10 protein-coding genes are annotated in these 12,071 nt (G+C 49.5%); 5 read left to right on the forward strand and 5 right to left on the reverse strand.

What is annotated here, in order from left to right; genetic code table 11:
* Positions 1-326 precede the first annotated feature (326 nt).
* The 3 genes from tkt to acpP form a co-directional block, all read right to left on the reverse strand.
* The gene (tkt, locus tag N836_RS45010) at positions 327-2,324 is read right to left on the reverse strand and encodes a transketolase (RefSeq protein WP_023071196.1); all 1,998 of its coding nucleotides are present in this window, start codon (positions 2,322-2,324) and stop codon (positions 327-329) included.
* Positions 2,325-2,830: 506 nt separating this feature from the next.
* Positions 2,831-4,084: a beta-ketoacyl-ACP synthase II gene (fabF, locus tag N836_RS45015; protein WP_031291789.1), complete on the reverse strand. Its 1,254-nt coding sequence runs from the start codon at positions 4,082-4,084 to the stop codon at positions 2,831-2,833.
* A gap of 67 nt (positions 4,085-4,151) precedes the next feature.
* Entirely contained in the window at positions 4,152-4,394 is a 243-nt protein-coding gene (gene acpP, locus N836_RS45020) for an acyl carrier protein (RefSeq protein WP_023071199.1), read from the reverse strand.
* Between the two features lie 418 nt (positions 4,395-4,812).
* On the opposite strand from acpP, the gene psaC reads away from it, so the two are divergent.
* Positions 4,813-5,058, forward strand: a complete 246-nt coding sequence (gene psaC / locus N836_RS74415; RefSeq protein WP_006515950.1) for a photosystem I iron-sulfur center protein PsaC — start codon at positions 4,813-4,815, stop codon at positions 5,056-5,058.
* Between the two features lie 130 nt (positions 5,059-5,188).
* Here the strand turns inward: psaC and N836_RS45025 are convergent, their stop codons facing one another.
* A complete protein-coding gene (locus N836_RS45025; RefSeq protein WP_023071200.1) occupies positions 5,189-6,094 on the reverse strand; it encodes a cell division protein FtsX in 906 nt (301 codons plus the stop codon).
* A 188-nt stretch (positions 6,095-6,282) separates the two neighbouring features.
* Between N836_RS45025 and def the strand changes: the two genes are divergently transcribed.
* The 4 genes from def (at position 6,283) to N836_RS45045 (ending at position 9,628) form a co-directional block, all read left to right on the forward strand.
* On the forward strand, positions 6,283-6,840 hold the full coding sequence (def, locus tag N836_RS45030) for a peptide deformylase (protein ID WP_023071201.1): 558 nt from the start codon (positions 6,283-6,285) through the stop codon (positions 6,838-6,840).
* Between the two features lie 80 nt (positions 6,841-6,920).
* Positions 6,921-7,121 (forward strand): hypothetical protein, encoded by a 201-nt coding sequence (locus tag N836_RS45035; RefSeq protein WP_023071202.1) that lies wholly within the window; start codon positions 6,921-6,923, stop codon positions 7,119-7,121.
* A gap of 287 nt (positions 7,122-7,408) precedes the next feature.
* The gene (locus tag N836_RS45040) at positions 7,409-8,398 is read left to right on the forward strand and encodes a methyltransferase domain-containing protein (protein WP_023071203.1); all 990 of its coding nucleotides are present in this window, start codon (positions 7,409-7,411) and stop codon (positions 8,396-8,398) included.
* Positions 8,399-8,413: 15 nt separating this feature from the next.
* Complete coding sequence (locus N836_RS45045; RefSeq protein ID WP_023071204.1) at positions 8,414-9,628, forward strand: FAD-dependent oxidoreductase; 1,215 nt, start codon at positions 8,414-8,416, stop codon at positions 9,626-9,628.
* A gap of 561 nt (positions 9,629-10,189) precedes the next feature.
* Here the strand turns inward: N836_RS45045 and N836_RS45050 are convergent.
* Positions 10,190-11,944 carry a DUF3747 domain-containing protein gene (locus N836_RS45050; RefSeq protein ID WP_023071205.1) on the reverse strand — a complete coding sequence of 585 codons (1,755 nt, stop codon included), beginning with the start codon at positions 11,942-11,944 and terminating at the stop codon, positions 10,190-10,192.
* Between the last annotated feature and the right edge of the window lie 127 nt (positions 11,945-12,071).

Below are 12,071 nucleotides of genomic sequence, written 5' to 3' on the forward strand. Positions count from 1 at the left end.
TAGGCCTAAGGCAGCAATATATAAAACAAAAAAGCGGAAGCCACTACTCGCGACTTCCGCTTTTTTGTTTTATATAGCCAGTGAAGGTTTGGTTAGGACAAATTGTGAGCATCCCCTGAGCGGAGTCGAAAGGCGCTGGCTGGGAAAGTTGGCTTCGACTCCGTTCAGCCAACGATATATGGGATGGTTACGACACATTAGAATTCTGGAACTTTGCTACTGCAAACAGTTTTTCCAGTTTTCCGTCTTTTGCTTTCACCGTTCAGTTTCACCAAGAACTTATGAGGACATCTCCAATAGATGTCCTCATAGAAGAGCTTCCTAGATTAGAGAGCTTTAGCGCGAGCAACTACGTTTTCAACGGTATAGCCGAATTCTTGCATAATGCGACCACCGGGAGCAGATGCCCCAAACCGATCAACGCTAATGATGTCGCCCTCAGCACCGTAATACTTACCCCACCCCATGGAGATACCAGCTTCAACCGCCAGACGCTTGGTCACCGCTTTAGGTAGAACAGATTCTTTATAGGCAGCATCTTGGGCTTCAAATAACTCCCAGCAAGGCATGGAAACTACACGTACCTTTTGACCGTCGGCCCGCAGTTGCTCAGCTGCTTCAACACAGAGAGACACTTCACTGCCAGTACCAATCAAAATTAGGTCAGCACCTGCATCATCCGAGATGACGTAGGCTCCCTTGGCCACACCGTCAATGGAACTACCGTCTAGTTGGGGAAGATTCTGACGAGAGAACGCCATCAGTGTAGGTGTCTTGCGGCTTGCGATCGCAACTTTATAGGCTCCCGACGTCTCATTACCATCCGCCGGACGAATCACATAGAGATTGGGAATTGCCCGTAAGGATGCAATTGTTTCTACAGGCTGGTGAGTGGGACCATCTTCACCCAGACCAATGGAGTCATGGGTCATGACGTAGAGAACACCTGCTTCAGACAGTGCCGACAAGCGAATTGCTGCCCGCATGTAGTCAGCAAACACCAGGAACGTAGCACAGTAGGGGATGAGGCCAGAGTTGTGTAGCGCAATTCCGTTGCAGATTGCTCCCATACCATGCTCACGCACACCAAAGCGCAGGTTGCGATTCTCGTAAGCACCCTTCTGGAAATCACCAGAAATTGTCATCAAAGTGTTGTTAGATTTTGCCAAGTCGGCAGAACCACCCACCAGCTCAGGAACTGCAGGAGCCAAGGCATTTAATGTGGCCTCAGAAGTCTTCCGAGTGGCAATAGCCTTACCTTCTGGAGAATATGTTGGCAGGGCAGCCTCCCACCCTTCGGGTAGCTTGCCAGAAATCATCCGCTCGAATAAGGCCGCCTCATCAGCGTACTTAGTGCGATAGGTAGCCAGGGTCTGAGTCCACTCAGCTTCAGCGCTGGCACCCTTATCAATAGCCTGACGGAAACGAGTCAGTACGTCCTCAGGAATTTCAAACGGCGCGTAGTTCCAACCCAGGTTTTGACGAGTTAAGGTGATTTCATCATCACCCAGAGCCGCACCGTGAACACCAGCGGTATCCGCTTTGTTGGGGGAGCCATAACCAATGGTGGTGGTCACCTTGATCATAGTGGGTTTGTCAGTTACTTGCTTGGCTTCTTCAATGGCTTTTGCGATCGCACTTAAATCAGTATTGCCATCTTCCACATGCAATACATGCCAACCATAGGCCTCGAAACGCTTACTGACATCTTCAGTAAAGGCAATGTCAGTGGAACCGTCGATGGAAATATGATTGTCATCGTACAGGGCAATCAGCTTACCCAGCCCCAGATGTCCGGCCAATGAGCATGCCTCACCAGACACTCCTTCCATATTGCACCCATCACCTAAAATCACATAGGTATAATGGTCAACCAGAGTACAGTCAGGCTTATTAAAACGAGCCGCCAGATGAGCTTCCGCCATCGCCAAACCCACACCGTTACAGATACCCTGACCTAGAGGACCAGTAGTCACCTCTACACCAAGAGTTTCAAAATTTTCAGGATGCCCAGGCGTAGTCGCCCCCCACTGACGGAAATTCTTGATGTCCTCCAACTTGACACTGTCATAACCCGTCAGATGCAGTAGTGCATACTGCAGCATGCAACCATGACCCGCAGACAGAACAAAGCGATCCCGATTAAACCACTGAGGGTTTTTGGGATTAAAGCGCATAAATTGATCCCACAGAACAAACGCCATTGGCGCAGCTCCCATGGGCAAACCGGGATGACCAGATTTAGCCTTTTCAACAGCATCAATGGCCAAGAACCGAATGGCATTAATACACTGCGTTTCAAGAGATTGGGTTGCAACAGCCATAGTCTTCCAAGTAGTTAACAACGGTACAGTCCAGGTGTGAACAAAGTAGACGAACGCACCTTTGCTGATGGTGATAGCAGATTGAGAGCAACCAAATAGGTAACCCCCAACACGTCAAAGCATGGGTTAAAAAACGGACAGGTACGTATCTACATACATAATTGTGTACTCTAGATATAGGGCACTAACCCTGTAGGGTTAAACCCATAGTCCCAAGCACATAACCACGTGGCAAAAACATTCCACAGACAACAGTTGGGAGCAGGGACTTAGCCACTCATCCACAAAAACCGATTGTGACAGACCTCCACAGCACCCCACCGAGCACGAGAGTTAACCACCCCAACCTTGTCAAAGGAGAGCCACTGGTCTAAGCCTATACCGTGACTTTCAAGCACATTCATTAATTGGAACATGCTCAGGTACGAACAGTAACCTGACAACAGGTCAACCCTTCGTGTTAATTAATGTTTCTGTTAGGTCATTATACCTATCAAGCTGTAGCACTAGCTACGATACTTGCGAAAAACTAGGGTCACGTTATGACCACCAAAACCAAATGAATTAGACATGGCCACATCTACAGTTTGGGCACGACTCTGATGGGGCACATAGTCTAGATCACAATCATCATCAGGCGCTTGCAAATTAATCGTAGGAGGCACCTGATCATTGGCTACCGCCATACAGGCTGCCACACCCTCAATACCACCGGAGCCTCCTAACAAATGCCCCGTCATAGATTTGGTAGAACTTACAGCAATCCGTTTGGCATGGTCCCCCAAAGCCGTTTTAATTGCAGCCGTTTCGGTTGGATCATTGGCCGGGGTACTGGTCCCGTGGGCATTAATGTAGCTAACTTCTGACGGAGAAACATCTGCATCTTTGAGAGCTAGCTCCATCGAACGAGCCGCACCGGTTCCACCCGGTACTGGAGCCGTCATATGATAGGCATCACAGGTCATGCCATAGCCCACCATTTCGGCATAAATGTACGCACCGCGACTCAAGGCATGTTCCAGTTCTTCTAAGATCAAGATGCCAGCGCCTTCGCCCATCACAAAGCCATCTCTATCCTTATCAAAGGGACGGCTAGCGTGCTCCGGATCATCATTGCGGGTAGATAGGGCTCTAGCGGAGGCAAATCCGGCAAATGACAAAGGCGTAATTGCAGCTTCGGTACCGCCACAAATCATGGCCTGGGCATAGCCGTTTTGCACAATACGAAACGCATCGCCGATAGCGTTAGACCCGGCAGCACAGGCAGTCACTGCACAGGAGTTAGGGCCTTTAGCACCGGTATGAATGGCGGTTAGACCAGCTGCCATATTGGCAATCATCATCGGCACCATAAAGGGACTACAGCGATTGGGTCCCTTGTTGATATACACAGACTGCTGCTCTTCCATGACCTTGAGGCCGCCCACCCCTGTACCAATCATGACACCCACTTGTTCAGCGTTGAGATCGGTGATGGTGAGCTTGGCATTGGCTAAGGCTTGTTTGCTAGCTGCGATCGCAAACTGAGCAAATCGGTCAGTCCGCTTAGCATCTTTAGCATCTATATATTCCAAAGGATCAAACCCTTTGACCTCACCCGCAATGCGGCATTTGTGCTTCGATGCGTCAAACAGTGTGATTGGCCCAATACCATTTTTAGCAGCTAGCAGGCCTTGCCAATAGGCTTCTAAAGTATTGCCGATGGGGGTAATCGCCCCCATCCCAGTAATCACAACGCGCTTTTTTTCAGTAGTTGTCATGGTCATCGACACAAGGGTAAGGGTCCCAAGGTATTAAAAAAACAGAGTTTCAAACAGGCAAGGGCGCTCATGCGGGCGATTTTTCTTTGATAAAGTCAACAGCTGCCTGCACTGTGCCAATGTTCTCAGCCGCTTCGTCTGGGATTTCAATATCAAACTCTTCCTCAAGCGCCATTACCAGCTCAACGGTATCGAGGGAGTCAGCACCCAAGTCGTTGGCAAAGCTAGCCTCAGGCTTAACCTCAGCTACATCAACACCGAGCTGCTCCGATACGATTTTCTGAACCTTTCCTAAAATGTCGTCAGCCATAATCTCCAAATTTCCTTTTCAGCGGCAGCAAAGAACATGACCTAAATACCCAGACTGGAATACCCCAGGACGTCAGAACGTTTATCCGGATTTAGGCATTTTTTCATCTTATAGGAAAGCGTGCGCCCTACATGGACAGACGACGTCTGCATTTCGACTCACTGGCAACTGGGAAGGACTAGAACCTGACAATATTACAATCCATAAACTTTTGACACGTTGCCCTGCTCCCAAAAAACGGCACTGATAGACTAAAGCTTGATTGGAGAACTCTTCTGGCTAACTTTGGTTAATGTAAACAAAGCTCTCTGAGATGTGATTTATATATCCTACGGGACGCACTCTAGATAGCTGTTTAATGCCATCGTCAAGCCGCTATATAGCTGAAACCGTTTAATAATATTGGAGCATTCCTTCGATGTCTCATTCGGTCAAGATTTACGATACCTGCATTGGTTGCACTCAGTGTGTTCGGGCTTGCCCAACGGATGTACTGGAAATGGTGCCCTGGGATGGCTGCAAAGCTGGGCAAATTGCCTCTTCCCCTCGGACTGAAGACTGCGTTGGCTGCAAGCGCTGTGAGACCGCTTGCCCGACTGATTTCTTGAGTATTCGCGTATATCTGGGTGCTGAGACTACTCGTAGCATGGGTCTGGCTTACTAGACTCTTAAAATCGATAACAGCTTTCACTCGAAACGTTTATCTCTCCTATCCCTGATGGGGTGGGAGTTTTTTTTTGGAAACCGCTTTTTATGCTTTAAAGAAGCTACTGTCAGAAAGCCACGTGAGGTATTTAGGCACGTACAGCAAACTTACGTACAGCCACTAAACTACCGAGCAGACCCACCAGACTACCCAAGGCAAATAGGGATGCTGGCAATAAGATTAGCTGTCTTGGCGTAAACTGCAGTCCTACGGCCAAAAACTGTAAAAATTCGGGTTGCTGGGCGGATAGGCGCTGTAGGGACTGATGTGAGCCCACTAATAATGCCCAGGCAATCAGTGCGCCCATGAGTCCAAAGGTAATGCCTTGCAAAATAAACGGCATGTAAATCCATACTGATGTTGCCCCCACCAGCTGCATTACTTCGATTTCTCGGCGGCGGGCCATGACAATCAGGCGAATGGTGGTGGTGATCACTGCGATCGCAGTCAAACTCAAAATTGCCAGCACCCCAAAACTGACATACTGCAATCCCTGATTAAGTTCAGTCAGACGCTGTACCGCTTCTGTAATATAGAGAACCTCATCAACACCAGGAATTCCTTCCAGCTGAGTCGCTACACTGGGCACCGCTTCAGAGTTTCTGACCCTAACCTTGATTTCGTCTACTAAAGGATTACCCTTAAGTTGCTCGGTAGCCTGGGGCATATCTTCAATCCCCAGTTCCTGACTAAGCTGCGTCCAGGCTTCTTCTTTTGTGACTGTTTCTACTTCTGCAACATCGGTTAAATTGCGAATGCGATCGCTAAGGCTATCGGCAGTTACACCACTTTCTAGATAAACCGCAATTTCTAGTTGACTACCAAACTGATTCAGTAAGCTTTCCACCTGCCAGGTTGCCTGCAAACTAATCCCAAATAGGAATAGGAGCACCATAATCGTGCTCACGGCAGCCCAATTCATCCAACCACCGCGCTGCAGCCCCAAAAAGGTCTCCCGCAAAAGATAGCTAGCTTTAGTAAAAAACTTACCCATGCTGACTGACACGCTGAGGAATAACTATGAACAATGCAGAACACACAAGCAGCCCGATGAAGATATTACCCCAGGGCACAGCCTAAAGCGTTCAAGCGTACACCCCTCCATACATTGGAATGGCATACGCGAGATGAAGCCCTAATTGCTAGGATAAGGTTAGATCCATCAGCCTAATCAATTTAACCGTGGGTATTTCAGTCAGCAAAAAAAAGTTAAAAAAACCGCCTCTTGAACTCCATTATTTGGGCGATCGCGTCCTCAGAAAGGCAACGAAACGAGTGGCCAAAGTGGATGAGAACATTCGTGCTCTAGCCCAAAAGATGTTGCAAACCATGTATAGCGAGGATGGTATTGGACTCGCTGCACCCCAAGTGGGCGTTCATAAGCAGATTCTAGTCGTTGATACCGATCCGGAAGAGGCATCTAACCAGCCCCTGGTACTCATCAATCCTAAAATTATTCGCCACAGCAAAGAAATGGCCTGTGGCCAGGAAGGCTGTCTGAGCATTCCCGGTGTCTTTCTTGACGTGATTCGCCCAGCTGCGATCGAAGTTAGCTTTAAGGATGAAAATGGTCGTCCTCAAAAAATCCAGGCTGATGATCTTTTAGCCCGTGTGATTCAGCATGAGATGGATCATCTCAATGGAGTCATGTTTGTTGACCGGGTAGAAAATAGAATTGCCCTGGCCCAAGAACTGCAAAAAGGCGGATTTTCTGCCAATGATGTTAGAAACGTTGCCTAGGAATATGTAGGGGCATTGCCTGCAACACCCCTACGCGCAAGACCATGCAACAACTGTTTTTTCATTATTAGGAGAATACTGTGACCCCTAAAAGCGGTTTATTTTTGGCTGGCACCTGCATCACCGCCATTGCCGGTGTAGGGTCTGTGTTTGAGCTTGCCTACGGGGAGCCAGACTTGGGTGTAGTACCCACTGCCATTGTTTTAACCTTGAGCATCCCCATCACCGTGCTATTTTTTATGGCGGCTGTTAAAGATACTCGGGAAAATCAGCAGTGGTAGATCACGCTAGGCAATGGGTGGAGGCCAACAACGGATAATCGTTGTCCCAGTAGTTTTTCATCTGAGAGAGAAAACTATCGAGACGGTTCTGCCAATCAACTTCACAGAGGATTCAAAGCCCTTTAGGGTGATGTAGATATCTGTAGGGCTTCCAACCCGCATAGCCACCCTACACATTAGAATGTAAAGGAATGTATCGTTTCTAAGCAAAGCCTGGAAACGTCAGCTTCCAGACGTTGCTGCAGCGTTACAACTTTATCTTCTTTTTACATCCCTGCGTATCTCCCATGGGTCTACTTTTTGTGCTCAAGCTACTCCTGACATTGTCCGTACTGGGAGTGGCAGCTTATCTGTTGACAGCCCGTCGTTATCAGTCCTCAGACTCAGTTGCCAACTCCTACGACCAGTGGACTGAAGATGGCATCCTGGAGTTTTACTGGGGCGAGCATATTCACTTAGGGCACTACGGATCACCGCCACGATCCAAGGATTTTCTTAAGGCTAAATCAGATTTTGTCCACGAAATGGTGAAGTGGGGTGGATTAGATCAGTTAGCCCCCGGTACTACGGTGTTGGACGTGGGCTGCGGTATTGGTGGCAGTAGTCGAATTTTAGCCAGAGAGTATCAGTTTAAGGTCACCGGTGTAACGATTAGTCCTCAGCAGGTAAAGCGGGCTCAGCAGCTAACACCAGCAGGTGTTACAGCTCAGTTTCAGATAGACGACGCCATGGCCCTCTCGTTTCCAGATGCCAGCTTTGATGTGGTGTGGTCGGTGGAAGCGGGCCCCCACATGCCTGATAAGGCGGTATTTGCCCGCGAGCTGATGCGGGTGCTTAAACCCGGTGGCATTTTGGTCTTGGCAGATTGGAATCAGCGAGATGATCGCCAGGTACCACTCAATTTTTGGGAAAAGCCGGTGATGCGGCAATTATTAGACCAATGGTCTCATCCTGCCTTTGCCAGCATTGAAGGCTTTGCTGAAAACCTTGAAGCAACGGGGTTTGTAGCCGGTAGCGTGGTTACTGCAGACTGGACACAGGCGACTCTGCCCTCATGGCTGGATTCAATTTGGCAAGGTATTGTTCGTCCTAAAGGGCTGATCCGCTTTGGTGCATCAGGATTCATTAAATCCCTACGAGAGGTCCCGACCCTACTATTAATGCGTCTTGCCTTTGGTGCTGGGCTCTGTCGATTTGGCATGTTTCGTGCTGTCAGAGCCAACGTGCAATCACCAATGGCATCAGAGCAGACACAACAGTTAACAGTCAGTCGTTAGTCCCCCAGATCGATCATGGCTAAGCGAGTCATTATTGTCGGTGCGGGGCCTGCTGGTGCTAGCCTAGCTCTATTACTGGCTCGCAGTGGCATTCACGTCACGCTACTAGAACAAGAAACAACTTTCGAACGAGTTTTTCGCGGCGAAGGGTTGATGCCTGCAGGCATGGATGCACTGCACCAGATGGGTCTGTCAGAACTGCTGAAAACGTTACCTCACCGCCGACTGGAATCCTGGAATATTCACTTAGGCGGTCAAGAGGTTTTTGTTATTCCCGAACCTGATCTAGGAGAAAGATCGCTCAATATTATTTCCCAACCTGCATTACTCCAGGGCATGGTGGAGGAGGCCAGTCGGCATGAGTGTTTCGAGTTTAAGACAGACTGTCAGGTGCAGGATCTGCTATGGGAGAACAATCGAGTAGTTGGCGTCCAGATTAAGCTAGGCAACAGCACCACAGAAATACGCGCTGACTTAGTGGTTGGCTGTGATGGTCGTGGCTCATTAGTGCGGCGAAAAGCCAAGTTGGCCATTGAACTGCAACCGGATCAGTATGATGTGCTGTGGTTTAAGCTACCAGCTCCCCAACAGTTGCAGAAGACTTGTCAGTTTTACTTAATGGCCAAAGCTCAGCAGCATCCTGCTAGTTGTTACACCTCATGGGATGGCCAACTGCAGTATGGACTGATTTTGCCTAAAGGTGGATTAGGCCAGTTAGGCGATGTTGATTGGCTGAGTGCAGCGGCAAAATCTGCTCCTGATTGGCTAGGGGCCCATGTGTTGGCCCAGCGTGGTGCGGTTAGTAAACCGGTGCGCTTGAATGTGGTGGTTGGCCACTGTAACCAGTGGTGGCGACCTGGGGTTTTACTGTTAGGGGATGCAGCCCATCCAATGTCCCCGATACGGGCCCAAGGGATTAATTTAGCCCTAAGAGATGCGATTGTGGCTACAAACTACCTGGTACCGGCCCTTCAAAAGACTTTAGAGACGATAGATAACGCCTTACCTACGATTCAACAACAACGAATGCCGGAAGTGGTGCGATCGCAAACCCTACAGATCCGAGAAGCCAATAGCTTAAAGGTCATTCGCTCATCTCCCTGGAAATTAGCCATCGCCCAGCAGATTTTGCCACTGGCTGGCAAATTGCCATGGTTACAACAAGCATGGCTGGCTCGCCAGCATGATTTAAGACATGGATCTCAACCAGTGCAATTAATCTGCGATTAACCAGGTACTTCCAGTCCAAGCACAGCTTTAGATTTAAGTAGATTTTGGCACTTTACCTAAACCTCAAGAAAACTTCAGTAGTTTTCTTGAGTGGAAATGCTGATGGCTTTAGATATAAACCGTATAGGCCATCTTACCTATCACCAGGCTTTGGCCAAGCATCGCTTGCGATCGCCGCACCCTCTCAAACAAACCGAGTCTCTTAGAGCCTCTTAGAGAGATCCGGTTTTTGCACTATCCCAGCTCGGTTTTATTTCGCCACAGCCATGAGACACAAACAGCGCATCAGGCCCACACCAATCCATCAACCTATATTGGCACCAGCCCTTTGCATGATAGCTAGCATGGTAGGCATGGGGTGTATGCTCGGATTGGTCAAGTTTCGCTATGGCTACCAAGCAGTCTACGCCAACACTTCACGACAACCTCAAGATCCGTCTTTCCACCCGACAGTGCTACCGTTTCGCAAAGATCAGAGCAATTGCGAAAAGAATGGAGCAGTTTGGAACAACCAAGAGTGCATTGATCATGAGCATAATCCGAGGTTCTAGCACACCTGGATCAGCGCAGGTAGTCGATAATTCCCTGAGCAATGGCATCAGCAATTTGCTCACGGGCAGCAGTACTTTGAAACCGGGTCGCATCTTCACGACCGGTGACAAATCCGGTTTCTACTAAGACTGCGGGCATGGAAGTATTGCGAAGAACATAAAAACGAGCCTGGCGGACACCGCGATCGCGCAGGTCTGTACTACGCAGTACACTACTATGGATAGCACGGGCCAGGTTGCGCCCCGTCGAGAAGTAATAGGTCTCCAGCCCATTCACCTCAGGGCGGCTCAGACTAATGGCATTGGCGTGAATACTGACAAATATGGTGGCATTAGCCCGCTCGGCAATATCCACCCGAGGTTGTAAATCGACTTCCACATCCTGGGTACGGGTAAGGGCTGCTCGATAGCCACGCTGCTCTAAAGTACTCTGCAAACGACGGGCAATGAAAATATTAATTTCCTTTTCCAGCAAACCGTTCCGGCCTACAGCCCCTGGATCGCGTCCCCCATGGCCTGGGTCAATCATTATCAGCACCTCTCCTTGTCTAGCCGCAGGTGTTGGCAATCTGGGAGACGGACTTGAGGGTGGGCTAGCGGCCGTGCCGGTTGTTTGGACAATGCGTGCATCAAGACCAGCATTTTGCAAACGGGTCTGCAGCTGATTGGCACGGGGTTGCTCACGAAAGCGCCCGGCTTGAATTACTGACTGACCATTGACCGTAGTTCGAAAGGCACCCGGTTCTACTGAATTGACACGCGATCGCAACAGAGCAGACCCACCTGGCACAATCACTTGATAAATGACATTTGCCGAGGGTGTGGACGGTGTTGGCGTTGTGGGTGAGTTCACCTGAGCCACTTCGACAATTTGAGCTGAGAGTCCTGCCTGCACTAACCGCTGACGAAGTTCATTGGCACGGGACTGCTCACGAAAGCGCCCAGCTTGAATGACTGACTGACCATTGACCGTAGTTCGAAAGGCACCCGGTTCTACCGAATTGACACGCGATCGCAACAGGGCAGACCCACCTGGCACAATCACCTGGTAATCAATATTGTCATTATTTCGTGGCGGTGAACCTGGACGAGGTAACGGGTTACCACTGGGCGGCGTTGGCAGCGGTCTGGGGGTCGGGCTGCTGATTGGCGGTCTAGGGCTAGTTGGTTGTCTTGCCCCTGACGCTGCAATCACGGTGTCCAAAGGCTGATTATTAGTCAGATAAATATGCCCCAGAGTCTGACCGTTGAATACGCGGCGGGTGAGCGTCCAACCGGCATCTAGCTCAAGTTTGACAAAATCATTCACCACACCGGTAGAACGACCCAGTTCCAGCTTTGGCAAACCTCGCTGTAAAGGGCTGGGTGACGCCACCAGCACCAAACTATCCCCTTGCTGCTCCACCCGGAGACGATAGCGCGACCCTAAGTCTTCTCCATTAACGCGGACAGAATAGCCATTGCTATCGGAACTCCGACCACAAATCCCCGAAAAATCAAACGTCAGCAGCAGCGGATTTACGATTGTCGGATTATTACCTTGCTCCTGCCAACAGCGCCGAGCCGAACTCAGCTGCTCAATAATCAACAGGTTATAAAACCGACCATTATTTACAGGTTCGGCTACAGCAACGATACGGTCATCGGCAATCGGCTGTTGGCCAAATTGAGCCGCCGATACCTGCAATGGCAACGCAATCGCTGCACTACAGGTGGTAGCTGCTATAGCCGATAGTGTGGTGAGTTGACGAAGAAGTGATTTCATATCCCTTAGGGGTCGCGGGTAGGAGATAGATTGTCTGCAGGTGACATTACAAGAAACACAGGGTTGGCGTCCAACGGTTATTTACGTAGTTTTCCGAGAAAGATTGCCTATTCGGTAAGCAACTATA

The organism is Leptolyngbya sp. Heron Island J (assembly GCF_000482245.1).
In the GTDB taxonomy this organism is placed as follows: Bacteria; Cyanobacteriota; Cyanobacteriia; order Phormidesmidales; family Phormidesmidaceae; genus Leptothoe.

What these genes read in the sequence shown, in the direction of transcription:
- tkt (WP_023071196.1), bottom strand. Translation starts at nt 2,324, where the DNA reads ATGGCTGTTGCAACCCAATCTCTTGAAACGCAGTGTATTAATGCCATT.
- fabF (WP_031291789.1), bottom strand. Translation starts at nt 4,084, where the DNA reads ATGACAACTACTGAAAAAAAGCGCGTTGTGATTACTGGGATGGGGGCG.
- acpP (WP_023071199.1), bottom strand. Translation starts at nt 4,394, where the DNA reads ATGGCTGACGACATTTTAGGAAAGGTTCAGAAAATCGTATCGGAGCAG.
- psaC (WP_006515950.1), top strand. Translation starts at nt 4,813, where the DNA reads ATGTCTCATTCGGTCAAGATTTACGATACCTGCATTGGTTGCACTCAG.
- N836_RS45025 (WP_023071200.1), bottom strand. Translation starts at nt 6,094, where the DNA reads ATGGGTAAGTTTTTTACTAAAGCTAGCTATCTTTTGCGGGAGACCTTT.
- N836_RS45040 (WP_023071203.1), top strand. Translation starts at nt 7,409, where the DNA reads ATGGGTCTACTTTTTGTGCTCAAGCTACTCCTGACATTGTCCGTACTG.
- N836_RS45045 (WP_023071204.1), top strand. Translation starts at nt 8,414, where the DNA reads ATGGCTAAGCGAGTCATTATTGTCGGTGCGGGGCCTGCTGGTGCTAGC.
- N836_RS45050 (WP_023071205.1), bottom strand. Translation starts at nt 11,944, where the DNA reads ATGAAATCACTTCTTCGTCAACTCACCACACTATCGGCTATAGCAGCT.